General features: G+C 43.9%; 22 protein-coding genes and 1 pseudogene. 12 read left to right on the plus strand and 11 right to left on the minus strand.

Going from position 1 to position 24,996, the window contains the following annotated elements; translation table 11 throughout:
• The first annotated feature begins 62 nt into the window (after window positions 1-62).
• The 6 genes from radC to alr all read left to right on the plus strand — a co-directional run bounded on the left by radC (window position 63) and on the right by alr (window position 4,771).
• Window positions 63-740 carry a RadC family protein gene (gene radC, locus C8N29_RS09400; RefSeq protein ID WP_239987037.1) on the plus strand — a complete coding sequence of 226 codons (678 nt, stop codon included), beginning with the start codon at window positions 63-65 and terminating at the stop codon, window positions 738-740.
• 191 nt (window positions 741-931) lie between these two features.
• On the plus strand, window positions 932-1,312 hold the full coding sequence (gene rpsF / locus C8N29_RS09405; RefSeq protein WP_107865808.1) for a 30S ribosomal protein S6: 381 nt from the start codon (window positions 932-934) through the stop codon (window positions 1,310-1,312).
• 17 nt (window positions 1,313-1,329) lie between these two features.
• On the plus strand, window positions 1,330-1,557 hold the full coding sequence (gene rpsR, locus C8N29_RS09410) for a 30S ribosomal protein S18 (protein WP_107865809.1): 228 nt from the start codon (window positions 1,330-1,332) through the stop codon (window positions 1,555-1,557).
• 10 nt (window positions 1,558-1,567) lie between these two features.
• The gene (gene rplI / locus C8N29_RS09415; RefSeq protein ID WP_107865810.1) at window positions 1,568-2,014 is read left to right on the plus strand and encodes a 50S ribosomal protein L9; all 447 of its coding nucleotides are present in this window, start codon (window positions 1,568-1,570) and stop codon (window positions 2,012-2,014) included.
• Between the two features lie 280 nt (window positions 2,015-2,294).
• On the plus strand, window positions 2,295-3,698 hold the full coding sequence (gene dnaB, locus C8N29_RS09425) for a replicative DNA helicase (RefSeq protein WP_107865812.1): 1,404 nt from the start codon (window positions 2,295-2,297) through the stop codon (window positions 3,696-3,698).
• Window positions 3,698-4,771 carry an alanine racemase gene (alr, locus tag C8N29_RS09430; protein WP_107865813.1) on the plus strand — a complete coding sequence of 358 codons (1,074 nt, stop codon included), beginning with the start codon at window positions 3,698-3,700 and terminating at the stop codon, window positions 4,769-4,771. Before dnaB ends, alr begins: the two co-directional genes overlap by 1 nt.
• 211 nt (window positions 4,772-4,982) lie before the next feature.
• On the opposite strand, the gene C8N29_RS09435 is transcribed toward alr, so the two are convergent.
• The gene (locus tag C8N29_RS09435; protein ID WP_107865814.1) at window positions 4,983-5,717 is read right to left on the minus strand and encodes a HEAT repeat domain-containing protein; all 735 of its coding nucleotides are present in this window, start codon (window positions 5,715-5,717) and stop codon (window positions 4,983-4,985) included.
• A 126-nt stretch (window positions 5,718-5,843) separates the two neighbouring features.
• On the opposite strand from C8N29_RS09435, the gene radA reads away from it, so the two are divergent.
• On the plus strand, window positions 5,844-7,196 hold the full coding sequence (gene radA / locus C8N29_RS09440) for a DNA repair protein RadA (protein ID WP_107865815.1): 1,353 nt from the start codon (window positions 5,844-5,846) through the stop codon (window positions 7,194-7,196).
• Between the two features lie 58 nt (window positions 7,197-7,254).
• Here radA and C8N29_RS09445 read toward each other — a convergent pair whose 3' ends face one another.
• Window positions 7,255-8,151 (minus strand): sterol desaturase family protein, encoded by an 897-nt coding sequence (locus tag C8N29_RS09445; protein ID WP_107865816.1) that lies wholly within the window; start codon window positions 8,149-8,151, stop codon window positions 7,255-7,257.
• A 143-nt stretch (window positions 8,152-8,294) separates the two neighbouring features.
• On the opposite strand from C8N29_RS09445, the gene C8N29_RS09450 reads away from it, so the two are divergent.
• Window positions 8,295-9,311, plus strand: a complete 1,017-nt coding sequence (locus C8N29_RS09450) for an AraC family transcriptional regulator (RefSeq protein ID WP_107865817.1) — start codon at window positions 8,295-8,297, stop codon at window positions 9,309-9,311.
• Between the two features lie 135 nt (window positions 9,312-9,446).
• On the opposite strand, the gene C8N29_RS09455 is transcribed toward C8N29_RS09450, so the two are convergent.
• Window positions 9,447-10,202, minus strand: coding sequence for a hypothetical protein (locus tag C8N29_RS09455; RefSeq protein ID WP_146164447.1), 756 nt, complete (start codon window positions 10,200-10,202; stop codon window positions 9,447-9,449).
• A complete protein-coding gene (rpiA, locus tag C8N29_RS09460; protein WP_107865819.1) occupies window positions 10,199-10,861 on the minus strand; it encodes a ribose-5-phosphate isomerase RpiA in 663 nt (220 codons plus the stop codon). Before rpiA ends, C8N29_RS09455 begins: the two co-directional genes overlap by 4 nt.
• Window positions 10,862-11,005: 144 nt before the next feature.
• On the opposite strand from rpiA, the gene ilvA reads away from it, so the two are divergent.
• Window positions 11,006-12,520: a threonine ammonia-lyase, biosynthetic gene (gene ilvA / locus C8N29_RS09465; RefSeq protein WP_107865820.1), complete on the plus strand. Its 1,515-nt coding sequence runs from the start codon at window positions 11,006-11,008 to the stop codon at window positions 12,518-12,520.
• 229 nt (window positions 12,521-12,749) lie between these two features.
• Complete coding sequence (locus C8N29_RS09470; RefSeq protein WP_107865821.1) at window positions 12,750-14,420, plus strand: hypothetical protein; 1,671 nt, start codon at window positions 12,750-12,752, stop codon at window positions 14,418-14,420.
• A gap of 243 nt (window positions 14,421-14,663) precedes the next feature.
• Here C8N29_RS09470 and hfq read toward each other — a convergent pair.
• Window positions 14,664-14,930, minus strand: a pseudogene (gene hfq / locus C8N29_RS09475) (RNA chaperone Hfq); the annotation flags it as partial.
• Between the two features lie 73 nt (window positions 14,931-15,003).
• Window positions 15,004-15,966 carry a tRNA (adenosine(37)-N6)-dimethylallyltransferase MiaA gene (gene miaA, locus C8N29_RS09480; protein ID WP_107865822.1) on the minus strand — a complete coding sequence of 321 codons (963 nt, stop codon included), beginning with the start codon at window positions 15,964-15,966 and terminating at the stop codon, window positions 15,004-15,006.
• Between the two features lie 313 nt (window positions 15,967-16,279).
• Here miaA and C8N29_RS09485 point away from each other — a divergent pair, with 313 nt between their 5' ends.
• Window positions 16,280-17,305, plus strand: coding sequence for a hypothetical protein (locus C8N29_RS09485; RefSeq protein ID WP_107865823.1), 1,026 nt, complete (start codon window positions 16,280-16,282; stop codon window positions 17,303-17,305).
• Window positions 17,306-17,373: 68 nt separating this feature from the next.
• On the opposite strand, the gene C8N29_RS09490 is transcribed toward C8N29_RS09485, so the two are convergent.
• Window positions 17,374-17,853 (minus strand): nuclear transport factor 2 family protein, encoded by a 480-nt coding sequence (locus tag C8N29_RS09490; RefSeq protein ID WP_107865892.1) that lies wholly within the window; start codon window positions 17,851-17,853, stop codon window positions 17,374-17,376.
• A gap of 224 nt (window positions 17,854-18,077) precedes the next feature.
• Here C8N29_RS09490 and C8N29_RS09495 point away from each other — a divergent pair, with 224 nt between their 5' ends.
• Window positions 18,078-19,034, plus strand: coding sequence for a GlxA family transcriptional regulator (locus C8N29_RS09495; RefSeq protein WP_107865893.1), 957 nt, complete (start codon window positions 18,078-18,080; stop codon window positions 19,032-19,034).
• A 171-nt stretch (window positions 19,035-19,205) separates the two neighbouring features.
• Here the strand turns inward: C8N29_RS09495 and acnD are convergent, their stop codons facing one another.
• From acnD to C8N29_RS09515, 4 genes are all read right to left on the minus strand, one after another.
• The gene (acnD, locus tag C8N29_RS09500; RefSeq protein WP_107865824.1) at window positions 19,206-21,803 is read right to left on the minus strand and encodes a Fe/S-dependent 2-methylisocitrate dehydratase AcnD; all 2,598 of its coding nucleotides are present in this window, start codon (window positions 21,801-21,803) and stop codon (window positions 19,206-19,208) included.
• 170 nt (window positions 21,804-21,973) lie between these two features.
• On the minus strand, window positions 21,974-23,134 hold the full coding sequence (prpC, locus tag C8N29_RS09505) for a bifunctional 2-methylcitrate synthase/citrate synthase (protein WP_107865825.1): 1,161 nt from the start codon (window positions 23,132-23,134) through the stop codon (window positions 21,974-21,976).
• Between the two features lie 122 nt (window positions 23,135-23,256).
• Window positions 23,257-24,141, minus strand: coding sequence for a methylisocitrate lyase (gene prpB / locus C8N29_RS09510; RefSeq protein WP_107865826.1), 885 nt, complete (start codon window positions 24,139-24,141; stop codon window positions 23,257-23,259).
• Window positions 24,138-24,851 carry a GntR family transcriptional regulator gene (locus C8N29_RS09515; protein WP_420836661.1) on the minus strand — a complete coding sequence of 238 codons (714 nt, stop codon included), beginning with the start codon at window positions 24,849-24,851 and terminating at the stop codon, window positions 24,138-24,140. The genes prpB and C8N29_RS09515 overlap by 4 nt, the downstream gene beginning before the upstream one ends.
• Window positions 24,852-24,996 lie beyond the last annotated feature (145 nt).

The raw sequence follows: 24,996 nt of genomic DNA on the forward strand, positions 1-24,996 counted from the left end.
TTGCTTTTTTAAGCAAAATTGTTGAAATTTAGCCGTATGGATACCTAGCAACAAAGGGATGTATGATGCCAATTACTGAATGGCCAAGCGCCGAACGCCCGCGTGAAAAACTACTGACTCGCGGCGCAAACTATTTGTCTGATGCCGAATTATTAGCCATTTTTTTAAGAACAGGGACTAGCCAAAAATCGGCCGTGGATATTGGTCGAGATTTATTAACTCAATTTGGCTCATTGAGAGAATTACTCGAAGCCCCTGCAGAACAAATACTGGCACAAAACGGTATCGGTGAAGCCAAATATGCTCTCTTGTTGGCTTCGGTAGAACTTGGACGTCGGCACTTAGCACAAAGTCTCAGCGAGCGTGATTTACTGACCACTCCGAGCATGGTTAAACAATTTTTACGCGCGCAATTACGGCATTATAAACATGAAGTATTTACTGCCCTTTTTTTGGATAGCCAAAATCGCTTTTTGGCGTTTGAGCAATTATTTAACGGCACAATCGACGCTTGCAGTATTCATCCACGCGAAGTAGTGAAACGTGCACTGGCACACCATGCCAGTCGCGTTATTTTTGCGCACAATCATCCTTCGGGTCATGCCGAACCTTCTGCGGCAGATCACCACATCACGGCACGCTTAACATCGGCTTTAGCCTTATTGGATATACAGGTACTAGACCATTTTATTATTGGCGAGCGCGAGATTATTTCCTTAGCCGAACGTGGCCAGTTATAAAAAATAATGATTGCCTTCAGCTTGGCACTACCGTATGATTCTGCACCCTTTCACGCTGGCCTAAACACCAACGACATTAAGGTTTGTCAGTGATATAAACGCATTGGCACTTTAGCAAATCACAGCTTGCCTGTGATTTATACTCCTTGCCCCTGTATTGTACTTGGGCTGTTAACCCGTAAGGAGCAATCATGCGTCATTACGAAATCGTTTTACTGGTACATCCAGACCAAAGCGAACAAGTCTCTGCTATGGTAGAGCGTTACACCTCCTTGGTGAAAGAGTCTGGTGGCCAAATCCATCGCCACGAAGACTGGGGTCGCCGTCAATTGGCTTACCCAATCAACAAAATTCACAAAGCGCACTATGTATTATTAAACATCGAATGCGACCAAAAGATTGTTGATGAACTCGCTGAAGCCTTCCGCTATAACGATGCTGTTCTCCGTAACGCCATTATTCGTCGCGATTCAGCTATCTCTGAAGAGTCTTTATTAGCCAAGAGCGCAGAAGAAAAACGTGCTCGTAAAGCTGCTCGTGCCGAAGAACTTTCATTAGATAGCGAAGGCTAATTTTTAGGGGTGTCATCATGGCTCGTTTTTACCGTCGTCGCAAATTCTGCCGCTTTACCGCAGAAAACACTACTTATATTGACTACAAAGATTTAGAAACTTTGAAGCAATACATCACTGAAAATGGCAAAATTGTACCTAGTCGTATTACAGGTACAAAAGCACGTTATCAGCGTCAATTGGCATTAGCCATCAAGCAAGCTCGCTATTTGGCTTTGCTGCCTTATACCGACAACCATCAGTAAGAGGTGTGCAATGGAAGTCATTTTGCTTGAAAAAGTTGCCAACTTGGGTGCTTTAGGCACTAAAGTGAATGTAAAGTCTGGTTATGGTCGTAACTTCTTAATCCCACAAGGAAAAGCAGTTCCTGCAACCAAAGCTAATTTAGAAGCCTTTGAAGCTCGCCGTGCTGAATTAGAACGTCAAGAAGCTGAAAACTTATCTGCTGCTCAAGCGCGTGCAGAACAGTTAGCTAGCTTAAATGTTGTCATCGCCGCTAAATCAGGTGATGAAGGCAAATTGTTCGGTTCTGTGGGCACACGTGATATTGCCGAAGCTGTCACTGCTGCGGGTGTTGCTGTTAGCAAACTCGAAGTACGTTTACCAAACGGCGCTATCCGCAATACAGGCGAATACAAAGTCGCTGTACAATTGCATAGCGATGTCATGGCAGAAGTTGCTGTGACTATCGTTGCTGAGTAAGTCTTAAACTTAAGCGTTTAAAACGACTCTAAAAGCACTATTGCTTCCCGTAATAGTGCTTTTTTATTGGTGTTTATCTGTCGTTTGTCTGACTAAAATAACATGAAAAAGATGACAATACTGACTCAAAACGCCTATGATTGCAGAGCTGATATGGCAGTTTGATTGGCTTTCTAGGTCATCACCGTAACGACCATAAAAACCACACCGCACGGGCCAATCTTCATCACATAAATGACCTTGCATATAAGTACAGATTTATTTTTTCTTGGGTGTCACCATGAATAACCATCTTCAAGTTGCTGAGGACGATGTTGTCACCTCCTTAAAAGTTCCGCCACATAGCTTAACCCTAGAACAAGCGATTCTCGCGGGCTTAATGTCTGAGCCAGACGCATGGGATTCGTTAGCTGATATTATCAGTGAAGATGATTTTTATTCACCTCGTCATCGGATGATTTTTAATGCCATTGCAGGCTTACTTAAAGCAGAACAACCGTGTGATGCCTTATTGGTTGCCAAATACATGGAGGATATTGGTACCTTACAAAAGGCAGGCGGCGAAGCCTATTTAGGGCAAATTTTACGTGACTCCCCCGCCACCACAGCCAATATCATCATTTATGCCGAACGTGTACGTGAATTTTCGGTATTAAGACAACTGATTAGTATTACAGGCGAGATTGCCAACACCGCGTATCATCCCAAAGGCGAAACGGCGCTCACTATTCTTGACCAAGCCGAAACCAAAATTTTTGCCATTGCCGAGCAGCAAAAAAATCGCTCAGTCAAAAGTGGCCCTCAAATTATCAAACCCTTATTGGCACAAACCATTCAAAAAATTGACGAGCTCTATCATTCCAGCGAGCCATTGACAGGTTTAAGTACAGGTTTTACCGATTTAGATAAACGTACCTCAGGGATGCAAGGCGGCAGTTTAGTAATTGTAGCGGCGCGCCCGAGTATGGGTAAAACCACGTTTGCGATGAACTTAGTTGAAAGTATTATTTTTAATACTGACCTTCCTGCGTTAGTTTTTTCGATGGAAATGCCTTCCGAACAGTTGATTCTACGGATGCTGTCGTCTATTGGTGGTGTCGACCAAGGTCGAGTACGTTCAGGCAAATTGGAAGATGAAGACTGGCCGCGTTTGACGTCTGCCATCACACAACTCAACGAAAAATTGTTATATATTGATGATAGTGCTGCGTTACCGCCCTCCGAAGTACGCGCACGCGCACGACGGGTCGCCCGTGAACACGACGGTAAAATGGGACTGATTATGGTCGACTATTTACAGTTGATGCGTGTGCCAGGTTTTGATAACAACCGCGTCAACGAAGTCGCCGAAATTTCGCGCTCGCTCAAAGCGCTGGCTAAAGAACTCAACTGCCCTGTTGTGGCCTTATCTCAGTTAAGCCGTAACGTCGAACAACGCCCCAATAAACGGCCTGTTATGTCTGACTTACGTGAATCAGGTGCTATCGAACAAGATGCAGACTTGATTATGTTTATTTACCGCGATGAGGTATACAACCCCGAATCGAAAGATAAAGGCACAGCAGAAATTATTATTGCCAAACAACGTAACGGCCCTATTGGCACCTCTCGTTTGGCCTTCTTAGGCCATCTCACGCGGTTCAAAGACCTTGCCCCCGAATATTATCGCCCTGAAGATGAATAATGCGTGACGCTCAGTTAATTATCAATCGTGCTGCTCTTTTACATAATTTACAGCTTGTCAAACAATATGCTCCGCACAGCAAGGTGCTGGCCATGGTCAAAGCCAACGCCTATGGTCATGGCGCATTGATTATTGCCCAAACACTAGAGCCACATGTAGATGCATTAGGTGTGGCCTTTTTAGCCGAAGCGGTGGCATTACGCGAGGCGGGGATTCGTTGTCCTATTGCGATTTTAGAAGGTGTTTTTACACCAGAGGAATTGACTCAGGCACTGGATTTAGGCTGTTATTTAGTCGTCCACCAAGCACAACAACTGGATTTGCTGGCCGACTATCAAGGTCAACACAAAACGTCTATCTGGTTCAAAATTGACAGTGGTATGCACCGCCTCGGTTTTTTGCCTCAAGAAGCTATCCCTGCCTATCAGCGATTGCAAACCATTGATTGTGTGAGAGAGCTGATTTTAACCAGTCATTTTGCCTGTGCCGATGACCTAAGCTCAGACAAAACACGCGAGCAATTAGCCGTTTTAGACGCATTACACCTGCAACTACACGCTCTAGCACGCAGCTTTGCCAATTCAGCCGCTATTTTAGCATGGCCACAAAGTCATCATCAGTGGGTAAGGCCTGGTATTATGCTTTATGGCAGTTCTCCCTTTGCCACACAAACAGCCAATGACTTGCAACTACAAGCCGTGATGCATTTTCAGACCAAATTGATTGCCATCAAACACATCGCCGCTGGCGAAACCGTGGGTTATGGCAGTACATGGCGAGCCGACAGAGCAACGCGTTTAGGCGTTATTGCGGTAGGTTATGGGGATGGTTATCCACGTCATATTCAAACAGGCACACCTGTACTGATTAATGGTCAACGTGCGCCGATTGTGGGGCGTGTCAGTATGGACATGCTAACGGTAGATATCACAGATATAGAAGCCGAGTATGGCGATACCGTGATTTTATGGGGCGATACACTGTCGATTGATGAAATTGCCACTTATGCACACACCATCAGTTATGAATTGGCGTGTCAAATCACGACCCGAGTCGAACGTATTATTCTATAAATACTATTTTTTAGAACATAATCGTCTGGTTAAACGTAAAATAGGCACTATATTTAAGATGTGGGCAGGTTGAAAGGGAGAATTAAAATCAATATCGATCGCGTTTTCATGACAATTCTGTTCTAACACACTGTGGTGTTTATCACCCTTACCGTCCGTCGTACAGACGAACAAACCCCGCAACACCTTGGTGAACGCGGGGTTTATATTTTTACCACTGACATTTAGGCGACATGCCACCGCGTGCTAAAATCTGTTGCCGTGCCGCTACAGCAGCAGACAAGATGGCTTGTGCGTTATTGCTATTATTTTCTGCCAATTTTGCGGCAAAATCATTCAAAATTTGGCTAGCCCGATATCCACCTACCTCGCCTAAGACTTTAATGGCTTCTAAATTGATATCGTTTAAAGGTCGTTTTAAGTTGCTCAGCAAACTCATCATGACGGCAGGATGACACACTTGCCCTAAGGCCAAAATAGCACGGTTCTTAATATCGAGTTCGCTGTCTGATTCAAAAACATTGATTAGACGTTGCAGTGCACTATCGGGCAAGGTTTGTTTTGCCGCCAAGTTATATAGACGGTTGACCGCAGCAAGACGTTGCTCTGCCGACTTAGCTGTTAATAATTTGGCAATGCGTTCTACATCCGTTAACTGAGCAATTTGCGTGGGTGTTTCGCTTGGCTCAGCTGGCGGCGGCGGCAAGCTAATATTAATAGGGGCTAACTCGGTTTCCGTTTCTAAGACATCCCCGTTTTTATCTAGGTTATTAGGTTGGCTATTTTCAATGGTGTCGGAGTCTTCACTCAGAATGGGTGAATTTTCGGCCTCTAATTGTTTTTGATATTCACGCGTCACGCGCTCTGATTCTAATTGCTTCTGTTGGTCAGGTTGACTACAGCCAAACAAACAAAGACCACATAATAAAAAATAATACCCTTTCATGTGTTTACTCAATACTTAAACGTCACTTTATGTCGTTATAACTTTGCTGTCAGTTCAAAAAGCACTAATCTAGCAGAAATTTTTTGACCTTAGCTAAAAATATTGCCCTAAGAGGTTCTAAATAATATGAGTAAAGCAAAAACCACGTATCAATGCCATGCTTGCGGCAGTAGTTTTTCTAAATGGGCGGGGCAATGCAGCGAATGTGGCGCATGGAACAGTATCCATGAAGCCAAAGTTGATACCTCACTGACGCCTCGACAACGCGGGAATTATGCAGGTCAAGCGAGTACGGTTACCGTCTTAGACCAAGTCAGTATTGATGCCATTGACCGTACACATACGGGGCTGTCGGAGCTTGATAGAGTGTTAGGTGGAGGCTTAGTGGCTGGTTCCGTTGTGTTAATCGGCGGTGACCCTGGTATTGGCAAATCCACGATTCTATTACAAACCTTAACTCATCTTGCGCAACAACATAACGCCCTTTATATCACTGGCGAAGAGTCATTATCACAGGTGGCGATGCGTGGTAAACGCTTAGAATTACCCTGCGATAAAGTCAAAATCATGGCCGAAACTTGTGTTGAGAATATTGTTGCTACCTTACGCAGCGAAAAGCCTGCGGTGGCTGTGATTGACTCTATTCAAACCCTATATACCGAAGCCTTACAATCTGCCCCCGGTGGGGTGTCACAAGTACGAGAATCAGCCGCATTATTAACCCGCTATGCCAAACAAAGTGGGACTGCCCTGTTTTTGGTTGGCCATGTCACTAAAGAAGGCTCTCTGGCTGGCCCTCGGGTGTTAGAACACATGGTGGATTGCGTGTTATATTTTGAGGGTGAGTCAGACTCCCGCTTTAGGATGATTCGAGCCGTAAAAAACCGTTTTGGTGCGGTGAATGAGTTAGGTGTGTTTGCCATGACCGATAGAGGATTACGCGAAGTCGCTAATCCGTCTGCCATTTTTTTATCGCGTTACGAAGAACCGATTGCAGGCTCAGTCGTCATGGTTAGCCGTGAAGGGACACGGCCATTATTAGTCGAGGTGCAAGCCTTAGTGGATGACTCATTTGCTAACCCTCGTCGTGTCGCCATTGGCCTAGACCAAAATCGTTTAGCCATGTTATTAGCCATTTTACATCGTCATGGTGGCGTACATACGATGGGACAAGATGTGTTTGTCAACGTGGTTGGTGGCGTCAAGGTCTTAGAAACAGGTTCAGATCTGGCTGTCTTATTGGCTGTGACGTCCAGTTTACGCGGCCAAGCCTTATCTGCTGACTTAGCCGTATTTGGCGAAGTGGGTCTATCTGGCGAAATTCGACCTGTCCCTAATGGCCAAGAACGCCTCAAAGAAGCCGCCAAGCATGGCTTTAAGCGAGCGATTGTGCCTAAAGCCAATGTCCCACGTCAAACAATTGAGGGAATGGAGATTATTGGCGTTGGTAGACTGCATGAAGCATTAGCCGCCGTTTAGATGCCATATTTCGTTAGCATATCGCCCGCCATCCTACGGGCGCTATCATAATCAATGCTCAAGCGGTTTCAACAGATTTTAAGGCTTGTTTATTCTTCGTCTCTTGGGATAATTTGTCACTATGCCAACCTGGTGCTTTCCAAAATACGCGCATATCTTTGCTGGCATTAAAGTCCTTAAACATTGCTATCCATTCGTGCACCTGCAAATAAAAGGGATTCAAGGAGTGTGGTTGACGCTCTGTTAAACCATAACGAATCTTACCTGCTGCCGACTCTGGTACAAATGTGCCAAATAACTTATCCCAGATAATCAAGACGCCGCCAAAATTGGTATCAATTTGTGCCGCTTCACTGCCATGATGCACACGATGATGCGAGGGGGTATTGAGAATGAATCCCAATTTATCTAAGGGACTGCGCGTTTCCGTGTGTAAAAAGAACTGATAAGCCAAATTCAACTCAATAGCAATAGTCACCCAATTTTTGTCAAAGCCTACCAATGCCACAGGTACCCACCAAAACAACCATGCTCCGTTAAATACCATCGTAAAGTTTTGACGTAAAGCCGTCGAGTAATTCATCCGTTCAGCCGAATGGTGGGTCACATGTGATGTCCAAAACCAACGTACCTTGTGCATCATAAAATGGCATAAATAAAAACTGGCATCGACGACCAAAAAGATAAGCAAGATGCTCCAAATACCGTGTACAGGTTGGTATTGCCATCCAAATTGATATACCCAATCAAAAAAGACCCGAATAAATAAGGCAACCGCAATACCATCGACAATTTTATAGCTTGCGCCCATTATCATATTCGTTAAGGTTTCTTTGAGCGAGTACATCTCATGGCGGCCTTTTTTGTGCCAATACCATGCCTCTGCCACAATCACACCCACAAAAAGCGCACCAAATAACACAATAAACATCAAAGCATGAATCACATCATTCATGGTGAATACCCCCGTTTTAGCGATGCCGTCTTAGCCGCATCTGATGTTGTCATAGTGCTATTTTGCCGTTTATTTAGCCATCTATATTGACATAATTCGCCATATATTTAACATTATTCGCCAATTTAAGGGGGAGAATCTCAATGCAAGGTATTTATGTTGCCAGTGATTTAACCAGCCTGTTACGTGCTTATCTCGACCAACAACAACTCGAATTAAGCGCTATCCGACAGCAACTCGCCGCATGGCCAGCACATACCCAAATGCCGATGAAGGTTTGGTGGGAACTGTTAGAGAATATGCAGGCGTTATTACAAGAACCTGCCTTGGGTATCAAAATTGGTCAGTGTATTCAGCCACAATATACGGGCGTGTTAGCTTATTTAATTATGCACTGCGCCAGTCTTGGTGAGGCTCTTTGGCATTTTCAACGCTATCAAAAGTTGCTACACAACATGTCTGAGGTGATTTTAAGCCAGCAAGAAGGGGCTTTACGGATGCGTTGGGATGTCAGCTTGGGTGCATCGACTCAACTATCCGATGAAGTGTTTATGAGTGGTTTGATTCATTTTGTTGGCCAAATTACCGCTTCAAACTTAAAACCTTTAGCAGTACATTTTATGCACCCTGCACCTACGTCGGCATCACACCGACTGTATGCAGAATTATTAGGCTGCCCTGTTTTCTTTGAGCAAAAACAAGTCGCTTTAGACATCCCTAGCGCTGCGTTACAATTACCTATTAACAGTCAAAATCCCTATCTCTTAGAATTATTAGCTAAACAAGCAGAAGTATTAATTGACCAATCGGTACACCAAGATGATTTATTGGCATCTATTCGCCAAGTATGTGCTGAGCGTTTACCCCAGCAAGTCCCCACTTTAGACGATATTGCGGCTTTTCTGCATCTCTCGACCCGTACGTTACATCGACGACTGGCGGAGCGTGGTCTCAATTTCCATCATCTGTTGGCCGAAACACGCTTTCGTTTGGCGAAGCATTATTTGGCTGACGCACGCTTACAATTAAATCAAATTGCCTTGTTACTGGGTTACTCTGAACAGAGTGCATTTACCCGTGCCTTTAGTCAGTGGGCAGGCATGCCACCACAACGCTTTCGTAAATTTGCACTACGACAGTCAACAAAAGTGGCTATATAACCTGAGTTCAGGATAAAAAAATGTTATTTTCCTGAATTTTATATAGAAATTATTTCAAGCCCCTATGGCAGCCACCTTCCGCGGGACTGACTTTGGTTTCGGCCAAAGTCAGCAAAACCATTTCGTGGTGCAAAACTACTCGGGTAAAATGGTCGCTGTTTTGTCTAAAAACCATAATAAAGGTGCAGTGGCTGCGGCACGTTGGTCTTGAAACCTAAACAAATAACGTCGACTGACTTTGGGCCATGCTGAAGAAACTTGCCATTGTCCTTCTTTTAATTGATACCATTGTCCTTCGGCATATAATCCCGAATCTTTAGCGTCTTCGTGGCTCTGCCACTGAGCGGCTAATAAACGACAGGCTTGGCCACTCTTGCCATAAAAGCCAGAAATACGACCGTAATCCTCTACCGTGATTGGGGGGCTCACACGCAATGTTTGAGGGTCAATAATAAAAATATCACTGGTTTGCACCCCCATACCCATCCCTTCGCTGGTTAATACCGATACCACTAACTCAGGTGAGGTATCGCCATCCACATTTATCCACTCCAAACGAAAGGTTTCGGCGGGCGCCATCAAAAAACCATCGCTCTTCCACGTTAAGCGAGATTTGCCTTGCTGCCAGTAACTCAGTTTGAAGTAATCTGCTTGGTCGTCACGCTCTGACGGATAACTCCCTTGCATACAAACCTTATCTTTGTTGTGCAAGGGTACAGCCAAACAATGCCCCACTACGGGAGCTGGCAGTGCAATTGGCTGGTAGGGTATTTTTTGTTCAAAGCTAAACGCGCCTTGTTTAGAACAAGGACGCAAATCGTTTAACACCCCCGCGCATACCGTACTGGAACACACCATACCGAGCAGCAGAAATATAACAGTTAGGTTCATGGTTTTAGATACGTTTTGACCCCATCAGAAGAGCCTATCAATAACACATCTGCGCCACGTTGAGCAAATAAGCCATTCGTGACGACGCCAACAATTTGATTGAGTGTCAGTTCTAATGCCACAGGGTTAACAATACTTAAGTGATAGGTATCTAAAATCACATTGCCGTTATCAGTCACAAAACCCTGACGATAAACAGGCGTACCGCCTAATTTGACTAATTCACGGGCGACGTAAGAGCGCGCCATGGGAATCACTTCGATGGGTAGTGGAAATTGACCTAAAACAGGCACCTGTTTGCTGGCATCGGCGATACACACAAATTTTTTCGCGACTGCGGCAACGATTTTTTCGCGCGTGAGCGCCCCGCCACCGCCTTTGACCATGTGTAAATACGGATTCACTTCATCTGCACCATCGACATACACACTGATATTATCGACCGAATTTAAGTCGACCACCTCTATACCGAGTTTTTGTAGACGCTCCGCGGTTGCCTTAGAACTGGCCACTGCGGCAGGAATGTGCTGCTTTATGCTAGCTAAGGCGTCTATAAAAAAATTGGCGGTAGAACCTGTGCCTACGCCCAATACCTCATCTTTTTCAACATAGGCTAAGGCTGCCTCTGCTACTGCACGTTTTAACTGGTCTTGAGTCATTGTTTGTCTCTAATATGGCGCAAATAAATGGTAGATGGCTGGTTTATGCAGAAAATCAGCAAGTTTGCTAAAATTTTGCGTATTATAACTTGAGTACCACGACATAACTGCCTAATATGTTTTTTTTATTCCTAGTAATGACAAATGATACGTCTTGAAGATTATGTTCGTCGCACGTTACAGGCTTATGTCTATGATGTGGCACAAGAAACCCCTCTCAGTAAAGCTCAACATTTATCTCGGCGACTAAAAAATAATATTTTACTCAAGCGCGAAGATTTACAACCCGTTTTTTCGTTCAAAATTCGTGGGGCTTATAACAAAATCGCCTCTTTATCTCACGAAGAACGGGCTAAAGGGGTGATTTGTGCATCCGCAGGCAATCATGCTCAAGGCGTGGCATTGTCCGCGCATAAATTGGGTATTAAAGGCATCATTGTCATGCCGCAAACCACGCCCGACATTAAAGTCAATGCTGTCAAAAGTTTTGGTGGGCAGGTGATTTTGCATGGTGATGCCTTTGATGAGGCCGCGTTATATGCCAAAGAGTTAGCCGCGTCTAAAGGCTATACCTTTATTCATCCCTATGATGATTTACAAGTGATTGCAGGGCAAGGCACGGTAGCCATGGAAATTCTACGCCAGCATCCACAAAAAATAGATGCAGTGTTTATACCTGTCGGTGGCGGAGGTTTGATGGCAGGCATGGCGGCCTATATCAAATATGTACGTCCAGACATTAAAGTGATTGCCGTTGAGCCTGAAGATGCCGCCTGCTTAAAAGTTGCATTAGAGGCAAACGCACGCGTGACGCTGGCTCAGGTGGGTTTGTTTGCAGATGGCGTGGCAGTGGCACAAATTGGCGAAGAAACATTTAAGGTCGCTCAACATTGTGTCGATGATGTGATTACCTGCACAACGGATGAAATTTGTGCGGCTATTAAAGATATTTTTGAAGACACACGTTCCATTGCCGAACCCGCAGGCGCGCTGTCTCTGGCGGGCTTAAAAAAATATATCAGCCGCCACCAGTGTGAACATCAAACTCTAGTGGCTATTGACTCTGGTGCGAATATGAATTTTGACCGTTTACGTCATATTTCTGAACGCACCGAAATTGGTGAAAAACGCGAAGCCATTTTTGCCGTCACTATTCCCGAAAAAGCAGGCTCTTTTAAGACGTTTTGTCAGACTTTAGGCAAACGTAATATCACCGAATTTAATTACCGTTACGCTGATAACAAAGAAGCCTATGTCTTTGTGGGTATTCAGTTGCGTGCAGGCCATCAAGAACGTCTAGACCTCAAAGAAAACCTAGAAAAAAAAGACTATGCTGTTTTGGATTTGTCTGATGATGAAATGGCTAAATTGCATATTCGTCATTTAGTCGGCGGTCATGCAGGACTGGCTGACGAACTTTTATTTCGCTTTGAATTTCCCGAACGACCAGGCGCTCTACTCAATTTTTTATCTCGTTTAAGCGGTCACAATATTAGTTTATTTCACTATCGAAATCACGGTGCTGCTTATGGTAGGGTACTGATTGGTCTACAATTAGGCAAAAAAAGCAAAGAGGAGCTCATTGCCTCTTTACAAGCCGTTGGCTACCCTTTTAGCGAAGAAAGTGACAATCCAGCATATAAGTTATTCTTACGTTAATCGAAAAACAATAATTTATAGCGTATTTACTGTTCTTTTTGATAGGCTTGTGCGTAGATTAACCAGCGTCTGTAGCTGTTTTCATGGTATTTACGCTCTTATCTTGTTGTAGATTAGGGACAAAGCAGTGAAATGCAACAGACCGTCAATTGTTAGCCTATAAAGAAAAACTCAGTCAATAAAAAAACACTGTGCTAACAGTGTTCAATTTGTCAAGGAGCAAGGAAAAATGAAAAAGACACAACAGTCAGTTATGACTCTGACGCTGTTAACCGCCGCACTTCTGGGCTGTAATAGCAATAACGACAGTGGTAGTACTAAATCTTCTAGTTCGGGCGGCGGCGGCGGTAGTGCCGTCACCACCACGACAGTCACAGTCACCCCGTCATTGGGCAAAATTTTGAATGCCAAAGTCATTCTACGCAATGCCAAAACGGGGACAGAGCTAGGTACAGGGACGACAGGCACGACAGGTTCAGCGCAAATTAAGGCCATCAAAACCACAGACCCTGTGGTGGCTGAAGTACAACTACCCAGTGGCACACAATATTACGATGAAGCCAAACAAGCCTTAGCTACCGTCAGTACAGCCACTAGTATTCGTGCTGCCTTGCCTGCGCTCAGAACCAATCTTGGTATTACCCCACTCACTGAACTCGCCTACCAAGCGGCGCTTAAAGCAGCAAATAATGAAGCGGGTTTAACGGTGGCATTAGTCAATCAAGCCAATCAACAAATCAAACAAACCTTAGCGGCGGGCATTGAAGATATTTTAATTCCCCCGACCCTGATTGCGGATAATGATTTAAGTGATGATATTACCGCCAATAACCTTGCTAACAGCTATGCGCTCTTATTAGCCGCCTACGCGAAATTAGGCACAGGCAATACACCCATGCTAGATGCTTTAGCAAAACTGAAAGCAGACCTCAATGATGGTGTTTTCGATGGCAAAGATACCAATACCGCGCTGAGTTATAATCTTGATATTGCAAGCAATTTAGCGGACGCGATTAACAACTACTTCAAAGCCATTGCACAAGCAACGGCTGCTCTCAAAGCCTTATACACCGATGCCATCGTCAATAACTTCAAAACCAACTTCAGTGTACCAATTTCAGTTGTCTATCAAGGTGAAAATTCCTATGGTGCATTATTATCCACTCGAATAGCAACAGGCGAACAATTTTTGCATAACGCGCAAAGCTTCGAGCAAAATACCACGGATAATTTAACCACTGGAAAGTGGATTAAGAATGCCAACTATAACTTGAGTGTCACTTACAACAAAGAGACAGGGCTAGTGCAATCGGTTCGTATTGAAGATGGTTCACCCACCAAAATATTGCAATGTTTAGACAGCAGCTGTACAGGCCTCACAGTAGACTTAACGAGCAAATTGGTAAAGGCGAATAACTTTAAGGTCGCTTATACAAATGTACCTAATACGGCGGTTTATAACTTGAATGGGGTACTTAGCATTGTTCCCGTCTTTGAACTCGTCAATGGCCAAGCGGTAACGGCTGACTTACTCAATACGATTGCAGGCAGTTATAGTATGACAGGTGGTTCACTGACAACTAGTTTATCCAGCAACCCAACCAATCCAAGCACCGTAAACAATCAAACCTGTAACATTAACATTGCCAATGGCAAGGCAAGCATTAGTGGTGGCGGGCTATCTTTAACAACTGCACCCAATGCTAATAGCGTGGTCACGACGATAGGCACACAAAAACGCTTTACGCTTGTCGATGTCACTCCTGCAACGACTGGCGCTAATGTGTTAGATTTAGGGTTTATTAACGGCAAACTCGCCTATGCTAGCGCGACAGTGATTAATGTGAATTTACAGACCTTTGTCACAACAACAAAAGTTTTATTGTGTACTAAATTTTGAGGGCTAGTTGCGTTTAGGCTTTCTTATCTATTACAAATAACACCGAGCGGCAGAAAGATAAAACGCCGCTCATTACGTTGTTATTTATCCTATGATTGCATTAACAGGGATATTATGTGCCTACGGCACAAAAGAAATAGGCATCTTAATGATGCCTATTTCTTTTGTGATGAGCATAATTTTTTATGCTTAAACTCGTTAGTAGTTTAAATCTTGGTCATCACCGTGGTCATCATACGGATAACCGCCACCCATTGTGCCACTGCTCATTGGGCCAATTGGCGCATTCGGCGCACCCGCAGGACGTGGGTTGCGTGAAGGCACGACCGTAGAGATGGCATGTTTATATACCATCTGGCTGACTGTATTTTTTAATAATACGACGTACTGGTCAAATGATTCAATTTGGCCTTGTAATTTAATACCGTTGACCAAGAAAATAGAAACAGGGATACGCTCTTTACGCAAAGCATTTAAAAACGGGTCTTGTAAGGTTTGCCCTTTAGACATAATGGTCTTCTCCTCTGCCAACACGGCAGACTAAATTTTAATCAGTGCAAAATTAAAAAAGGTAATTCAACAACTAAAAATTACCAGTGCCTAATTTGCGGCCAATCTGGTTTTTTTTCAAGTATTTTTGTAGGACAATCAGAGCATCTTCTGTGTAGAGTTCGTGAACGTCACTTCCAAAGCTCCGTAACCACGTATGTTGACGCTTAGCTAATTGTCTTGTCGCTACAATACCGCGAAATCGCATTTCTTCATAGCCGTACACACCCTCTAAATACTCCCAAACTTGACGATACCCGACAGAGCGTATGGCGGGTAGTTCTAAATGTAAGTCTTGTCGTTGTTTAAGTTGTGTCACTTCTTCTATAAAACCATTGACTAACATGTTATCAAAACGCTGTTCAATCCGCTGATGCAGTAATGCTCTGTTTTGTGGAACTAAACTAAATAGGTGTAGTTGATAAGGTAAGCTCTGTTCTGTTTGTTGTGCATGCCATTCAGACAAGGGTTTTGCGGTAATATAATAAACTTCTAATGCCCGTTGAATACGCTGACTATCGGTTGGCTTTAAGCGTGCTGCCGTGACAGTATCTACCTTAGATAACTCTTGATGCAATACATGCCATCCCTCTAATTCGGCACGCGCTAAAATAGATTGTCTGAGTGAATTATCTGCTTCTGGTAAATCGGCTAAACCCTCCCTCAATGCTTTGAAGTACAACATTGTTCCTCCAACTAGCAAAGGAATATTGCCTCTTGCTGTGACTTCTGCCATGACCTGTAAGGCATCTCGTCTAAAATCAGCAACTGAATAGGGCTCGGCAGGATCACGAACATCTATTAAATGATGGGGTGCTAGCGCTAATTCGTTGGCACTCGGTTTGGCTGTGCCAATATCTAAGCCACGATAGACCATACTAGAGTCAACAGAAATAATTTCAAAAGGATAGGCTTGTACCAACTGAATGGCTAAATCCGTTTTACCACTGGCCGTAGGTCCCATCAAAAAAAATGCAGGTGTTAATGCGATAGACATCTAAATTTACAACAATCGGTAGAGTATTAGCTCTCTATTTTACGAAATTTTCCTTATAATCACTAAACTTTATCGTCATCAATCATAATTTATCAGGCTAAGGCTTTGTCCTAAAAAGCCATTTACTTTATAAGGCTTTATGAGTAACGTAGCAGCGCGTAACATAGCCATCAAACTTACGCCTAACCTTCATAAACTGAGCTATTATAAAAATAAATAAGTTCGCCTTTGGGTGACACTCTTTGGCTCTAAAACTAAACAATTGTGCGCGCAATAGTGCGTAACGTTAAAACACAATTTAGGGAACTCCATTATGTCTATGCGTCATATTTATCGTCTGGCCTTGATTTCTGCTGCCATCTTAACGACCGCTTGCTCGCCTAATCGTTTTATTGGCAATAAAGTCGTACATAATACGGTGGAAAATGTATTACCTGAAGTCATGAAGTCTGACGATATTACGATGGTTTGTCATTCTAATGAGAGTTTTAGCCCGTTGATGATGTCTTTTGCCCGTGCAGGCGTAGACACAAATATGATTTTAGCCTTTAGTTATTCTGGTTCTTCTGCCTGTATCGAGAGACAAGCCGCAGAAAAAGAATTTTGGTCTACACAAGCCGAACAACAAGGCTGGACAGACATTGCTATTGATGCCCGTATCGCTCAACAACTCTTAAATAAAGAAGCGGGGGTACGTCAAGTACGTGCTTATCAACATGCAGCGACTTATTTTCAAAATCAATATCGTTATGAGATAGGCGAAGGCAAGTGCCCTGCTTTCAAAAACGACTCAGAACAACTGTTATTATTGGTTGCAGCAACAGCCTCCTTACAAGCCTTACAAAATGATGTGGCCTCTGGCCGCTTAGTGGATTTTGATATGGCTATCCCCCCCAAAATCGGACGTGCCATGAGTTGCTTAGATAATCAAAAATGGTGGGGAGAGCCACTTGCCGTGCAAGCGAGTTTACGGGTCATTTTACCCAAAGATGCTGCTGATGAGGCACAAGGCTGGCAACAATTACAAGAAGCTACCGATATTGGTTTACAAACAGGTGTGCGCTTGAGCCATGCGACCTATGCCGTTGTTGCTTATGCTAAAGATAGAGAAGATTATTTACGTGATGCACTGAAGCGTTATGAAGCAATCCCCGCACAAGCACTCAGCAGTCAATATCGTCTGTTTGATGAAATGGCAGGCTTGCAAATTCGTCGTATTGCTGACCGTTTATGGTTAAAACATGAACGCCGTCGTGCGCCCACACAAAACTTTAGTAAATTTTGGGATGAAAAAGTAGCGCCTTCTAAAGAGTTAAATAATCTATTAGAAGAGATGTAATTATTGTATTTAACTCTTACCTAGTCGCAAATAGTGCTGGCTAAATAGTCAGCACTAATCGCTATATTTCAACGGCTTTTGTTCTGTTGATAGTTAGCCAAATTTTTAGTCGCTTGTTGTTGTATTTTATGCTGCACTAAGGGTGTCCAGCCCAATAAATATCCTTTTAAGCCCAGAGCCTGCCTAGACCAACGCCATAAATCAAACTGGTCTTGTTGCGCCACAATTTTACCATTCTGAAAACGAAATTCACTGTGTATATGATTAACCACGGTACGGCCTGTTTGACTAAACGTATAGCTTGCCGTCCACTCCGCCTCACCTTTGTTATCGTCGATACTTAACAGTTTATATTGCAACGAAAAGTCCTGAGCGCGTTCGGTCAGCATACGCCACATATCCCCTACTTGTTGGCCTTGTAATAAACCAAATGCAGGGTCACTAAAGGTAGCATTTGCATCATAACTTTGCGCCATGGCTTCGCCATCACGTTGTTGAAAAGCACGATAAAACTTGTCTAAAAGCTGCTGATTTTGTAATGATTTCATAGAAAGCTCCGCTCTTTTGGGGGGTGGGTTGACGGTTTCTGATGTGACAGACACATGACTACATGCCATCAACAGACTACTCACTGCGACTGCGATAAATATACGCATTATGTTCCTCTATTATTCAAGGTATAGAGAAAGTATGCGTTTAATCTTACCTAGATTCTACTGTCATTATTGACATTTTTATGGTTAAAATAGACAAAAATTCATCGGCTCAAACTATGATTAAAATTGCTGTCTATATTTGTCGTCATACGGTCTTATCTAGTTTAACCATGGCACAAGATTGTTTTAATGTGGCTAATCAACTGGCAGGACAACGCTTATTTCAGTTGAGTACGATAAGTGATGATGGTTTAAGCGTGCCCTTAAAAGGACTCAGCTATCCTGTAGAAGGCGATTTAGCACGCGCGGCAGACGCAGATTTGCTATTAGTCCCAGCGATTGGCGCACAACCGTTGCAAACAATTAAACAAAACTCCCTCTTTATTGAATGGTTGCGTCAACATCCACAATTAAAATTAGCCAGCTTATGCAGTGCGGCTTTTATGTTGGCGGCGGCAGGCGTATTGAATGGCCATAAAGCCACTACACATTGGCATTTAGCTGACAGTTTTCAACAGACTTTTCCTCAAGTTAAATTGGCTGTAGACCAATTAGTGACCCATGATAATTTACGTTTTTGTTCTGGAGGTGCTCAGGCAGGATTAGATTTATGTTTATACTTAGTTCAATTATTTCAGGGCGATTGGTTGGCTAGGCAAGTCGCCAGTATGTTAGTAATGGAATATGGCAGAGGTTCACAACGTCGCTTTGTTCCGCGCTTGCCGCCTGTTCAACAGCAAGATATCGCATTGGCGCGTTTACAGCGTTGGCTAGAACAACATTATGCGCAACATATTACATTAGACCATATGGCACAACAGCTACATTGCTCGCCGCGTACCGTGATTAGACGATTTAAGGAAGCGACACAACTCACGCCTTATGACTATTTACAACGGGTGCGCATCAGTGCTGCAGAATCTTTACTGGCACAAGATAGACTAGGTATTGATGAAATTGCCACACGTGTGGGCTATGATGACCGTACTGCATTTGCCAAACTATTTAAACAAATGACTGGGGAAACGCCTGCTATGTATCGCCGTCGTTTTTGGGATTTACCCGACAATTAAGGCCTATCAGAGAGTACAAAAGAGAAAAGCCCTATCTTTCGATAGGGCTTTTTGCTTCATTCAATGGGTTTCGGGTTTCGACTACGCTCGACCACCACAACCTATGCTCCTTGAGCGCAGCCGAAGGGCAACCAGCGCGACGCTGTTCTCTGAGCGAAGTCGAAAGGATAGTTAGCCCTGTTTTTCCAAAAAGTCCTTAGCAAAACGCTGTAACACACCACCTGCTTCGTAAACAGACACTTCTTCGTCAGAATCCAAACGACAAGTCACTGCTACTTCAACAGTTTCACCATTTTTACGATTAACCACTAAGGTTAAATCGGCGCGTGGTGTTAATTTACCTACAACATCATAAGTTTCTGTGCCATCCAAGCCCAAAGTTTTACGCGTTGTGCCAGCTTTAAACTCTAAAGGCAATACCCCCATACCAATTAAATTAGTACGGTGAATACGCTCAAAGCCTTCAGCCACAATCGCTTCAACACCTGCTAAACGCACGCCTTTGGCTGCCCAGTCACGACTAGAACCCTGACCATAATCCGCACCCGCAATAATAATCAACGGTTGTTTGCGGTTCATGTAGGTTTCAATGGCTTCCCACATTCTCATCACTTGGCCTTCTGGCTCAACACGTGCCAACGAGCCTTTTTTCACCTGACCATCAACAATCGCCATTTCGTTAACCAACTCTTTATTAGCAAAGGTCGCACGTTGGGTGGTTAAATGGTCGCCGCGATGGGTGGCGTAGCTGTTAAAATCTTCTTCAGGCAAGCCCATTTTGTGCAAGTATTCCCCTGCGGCACTGTTCATCAAAATCGCATTGGAGGGCGATAAATGGTCAGTGGTGATATTGTCTGGCAACAAAGCTAATGGACGCATCCCTTTGAGCGTGCGCTCCCCTGCCAATGCGCCTTCCCAATACGGTGGACGACGAATGTAAGTCGACATCGGACGCCAGTCATACAACGGAGAAGCCGCTTTTTCGGCATCTTGCTTCTCAAACATGGGGATATAAACTTGATTAAATTGTTCTGGCTTAACCGCCTTGGCGACAATCGCATCAATTTCTTCGTCACTTGGCCAAATGTCTTTTAAGCGAATTTCTTTGCCATCAACCACCGTTAACACATCTTGTTCAATATCAAAACGTACTGTACCTGCAATCGCATAAGCCACGACTAAGGGTGGAGATGCCAAGAAAGCTTGTTTAGCATATGGATGAATACGACCATCAAAGTTACGGTTGCCCGATAACACAGCGGTGGCGTATAAATCACGGTCAATGATTTCTTGTTGAATTTTCGGGTCTAATGCACCACTCATACCATTACACGTTGTACAAGCAAACGCAACAATACCAAAACCAAGTGCTTCTAGGTCTTCTAATAAGCCTGCTTCTTTTAAGTACAATTCAACAACTTTAGAACCGGGTGCTAAAGAGGATTTAACCCAAGGCTTACGCACCAAACCTAATTGACGAGCATTACGTGCTAACAAACCCGCCGCAATCACATTGCGAGGGTTGGAAGTGTTAGTACAACTGGTGATTGCCGCAATAATCACTGCCCCATCAGGCATTAAACCTTGTGCTTCTTCGGCACGTGCTTTATCTAAATCAACGGCAATACCACGCTCTTTTAAGGCAGAAACAGGCAAACGGCGATGTGGGTTAGATGGGCCAGCCATGTTTCTTACAACTGTTGACAAGTCGAATTTAAGCACTCGCTCAAACTGTGCATTGACCAAACTGTCAGACCACAAACCTGCTTCTTTGGCATAGGTTTCAACTAAGGCAACTTGGGCATCAGAACGCCCCGTCAAACGCAAATAATCTAAGGTTTGGTTGTCAATAGAGAACATAGCAGCCGTTGCGCCATATTCAGGTGCCATGTTGGAGATAGTCGCGCGATCACCAATGGTCAAACATGGTACACCTTCACCATAGAACTCTAAATAAGCACCAACCACTTTTTCTTTACGCAAAAATTCGGTTAAAGCTAAGACCATATCCGTTGCGGTGATGCCTGCTTGACGTGTGCCAGTTAATTCAACACCAACCATGTCTGGTGTACGCATCCATGAAGCGCGACCCAACATCACATTTTCGGCTTCTAAACCACCGACACCCACAGAAATAACCCCTAAAGCATCAACGTGTGGCGTGTGTGAATCTGTACCGACACAGGTATCAGGATAGGCCACACCATTGTCACTGTGAATCACAGGTGACATTTTTTCGAGGTTAATTTGATGCATAATGCCGTTACCCGCTGGGATAACATCAACATTATCAAAGGCTGTTTTTGTCCAGTTAATAAAGTGGAAACGGTCTTCGTTGCGGCGTTCTTCGATGTCGCGGTTTTTTTGAAAAGCGTCAGGGTCAAAACCACCACACTCTACGGCTAAAGAATGGTCAACGATTAATTGGACTGGCACAACAGGATTCACTTTGGCTGGGTCGCCACCTTGGTCGGCAATCGCATCACGTAAGCCTGCTAAGTCAACTAAAGCGGTTTGACCTAAAATATCATGACAAACCACACGCGCAGGAAACCACGGAAAATCGCGTTCACGTTTACGCTCAATTAATTGTGTTAAACAGTCATTGATAATGGCTGGATCGGCTTTGCGGACAATGTTTTCGGCATGAATACGTGCGGTATAGGGCAATGTTGCCCAAGCACCTGCCTTGATAGCATCAACCGCAGCACGTGCGTCAAAATAGTCTAGGTTGGTATTGGGGAGTTTTTTGCGGAATTGGCTGTTCATAATAGCGGTCTCTACAGAGAATTCCCTCCTCTTATCTAGAGGAGGTTTCAGGTGGGGGTTGAATCCCCCTCTCCTAAGTTAGGAGAGGGTTGGGGTGAGGTCTACCCCCTCCTAGCCTCCCCCTAAATTAGGGGAAGGAAACGGTTTCTTTTTGAAAAGTTTCTAAATGCTTACTTACGCTCTGCTAATGGCACAAATTTTTGATCTTCTGGGCCAGTGTAGTTAGCACTTGGACGGATAATCTTGCCATCAATACGTTGTTCAATAATGTGTGCAGACCAACCCGAGGTACGGGCAATCACAAACAATGGTGTAAACATATCTGTGGGTACACCCATCATGTGATAGCTCACCGCAGAGAACCAATCTAAGTTCGGGAACATCTTTTTGATTTCCCACATCACACTTTCTAAACGTTCAGCAATGTCATACATCTTGGTATTGCTTTGCTCTACGCTTAACTCATGAGCAACCTTTTTAATAACCACGTTACGTGGGTCGCTAACCGTATAAACAGGATGACCAAAACCAATAATCACTTCTTTGCGGCCTACACGCTCACGAATATCTGCTTCGGCTTCGTCTGGTGTGTCGTAACGCTTTTGGATTTCAAAAGCAACTTCGTTAGCGCCACCATGTTTAGGACCACGCAATGCACCAATCGCACCACAAATCGCTGAATACATATCAGAGCCTGTACCAGCAACCACACGACCTGTAAACGTAGATGCATTAAACTCATGCTCTGCGTATAAAATTAAGGACGTATGCATAGCACGAACCCAGCTTTCGCTTGGCTTTTGACCATGTAACAAATGTAAGAAATGACCGCCAATGGAGTCGTCATCGGTTTCAACATCAATACGCTTGCCGTTATAAGCAAAGTGATACCAATACAACAACATAGAACCCAAACAAGCCATTAACTTATCAGCAATATCGCGTGCACCAGGGTGATTATGGTCTTCTTTTTCAGGTTTCACACAACCTAATACGGACACACCTGTACGCATGACATCCATTGGATGAGAAGATGGTGGTAATTGTTCTAAAGCAACTTTTACCGCCGCTGGCAAACCACGTAAGGCTTTTAATTTGGCTTTATAACCTGCTAATTCAGCTGTGTTTGGAAATTTGCCATGCACCAATAAATACGCGACTTCTTCAAATTCACTGGTCGTTGCAATATCTAAAATGTCATAACCACGATAGTGTAAATCGTTACCACTACGGCCAACGGTACATAAAGCGGTGTTACCTGCGGCTGTGCCTGATAAAGCAACGGATTTTTTTGGTTTAAAACCTGTGGTTGTCGTTGTTTCTGTCGTCATTTTTACTGTTCCTCTTGTCTCAAATGAATTCTCCTCCCCCTAAATTAGGGGGAAGTCGGGAGGGGGTCTCAAAATACCCCATCCTAACCCTCCCCTAGTTTAAGGGAGAGAAACGAATTGCTTTATTTTTTAGCCGCAAACAAAGCGTCTAATTTACCTTCAAAAGCGTGATAACCAATACGATCATATAACTCTTCACGCGTTTGCATGATGTCCACCACTTCACGTTGATGACCATTGGCGCGTACCGATTGATACACCAATTCCGCTGCTTTGTTCATGGCACGGAAAGCACTGAGCGGATATAACACCATGCCCACACCTGTGGGTGCTAAATCGTCAACGCTAAACAACGGTGTTTTACCAAATTCAGTAATATTGGCTAACACAGGCACTTTTACTGCATCAACAAACTTTTTATAGGTTTCTAAATCATAGGCGGCTTCGGCAAAAATACCATCTGCACCCGCTTCGACACATTTAATCGCACGCTCAATGGCGGCATCCACACCATGCACTTGAATCGCATCGGTACGAGCAATCAAAAAGAAGTTAGGGTCAGTTTTAGCATCGGCGGCAGCTTTAACACGGTCAACCATTTCTTCGGTAGAAACAATTTCTTTACCCGGACGATGACCACAACGTTTTGCACCCACTTGGTCTTCAATATGACAAGCGGCAGCACCCGCTTTAATTAAACTTTTTACCGTACGCTCGATATTAAATGCACTTGGGCCAAAACCTGTGTCGATGTCTACCAATAAGGGCAAATCACAAACATCGGTAATACGGCGCGTATCAATCAACACATCATCTAAAGTATTAATACCCAAATCAGGTAAACCCAACGAACCTGCGGCAACACCGCCACCTGATAAATAAATGGCTTTAAAACCTGCACGTTTAGCTAATAACGCATGATTGGCATTGATAGCACCAATCACTTGTAACGGTGATTCTTCGGCTAAGGCTTGGCGAAAACGCGCACCTGCACTGTGTAAACTCATCTTTTCTCTCCAACTAAGTGGTTTTGGATATTTTGACGCGCGGCACTGATATGACGGCGCATTAACAACTCAGCCATTTCACCGTCTTTGGCTTCAATGGCTTCAATAATTCGGGAATGTTCGGCAAATGCCTTATGGGGACGACCTTCGGTCACCGAAAACTGATAACGATACAAACGTACTCGATGGTATAACTCACCACAGAGCATTTGCATCAACACGTCATTACGACTGGCTTTGACAATACGATAGTGAAAATCAAAATCACCCTCTTCTTGATAATAGCCCTTACCTGTTTGTAATTCGGTTTGTTGTTGGTGCTGTTGCAACAGTTGCTTTAAGCCTTGTACTTCTTCTTCGGTCACATGCTCAGCCGCCAAACGAGCCGCCATGCCTTCCAAGACTTCACGCACTTGGTACATTTGCAACACATCATCAATGGTTAGCTCAACAACACGCACTCCCACATGAGGAATACGGGTCAATAATTTTCGCGCTTCAAGACGACGTAAGGCTTCGCGCAAAGGCCCTCTGGATACACCATAACGCGTGGTCAACTCCGCTTCCGACATTTTTACGCCAGCTTTGAGCTGTCCTTTAACAATCGCATCCTGAATTTGGGCAAACACTCGGTCGGCTAAAGTCATATTAGCTTCATCGGAAGATTCCATAGTTAAAGAAGGAGCTTGTTGCACAACATTGTCTACAATCTTAATAAAACTGAGCTGATATTACCTAAAAAAGTCTTTTTGTCAAATTAAAGCCCATACTTTGTCGACAATATGCCATTATTTTTATAAGAAAAAGGATGTAGTCAAGTCTTTACTAGTCGTAATTTATCCATTTAGTTGACTA

It is taken from the genome of Agitococcus lubricus (genome assembly GCF_003051055.1).
GTDB lineage: Bacteria > Pseudomonadota > Gammaproteobacteria > Pseudomonadales > Moraxellaceae > Agitococcus > Agitococcus lubricus.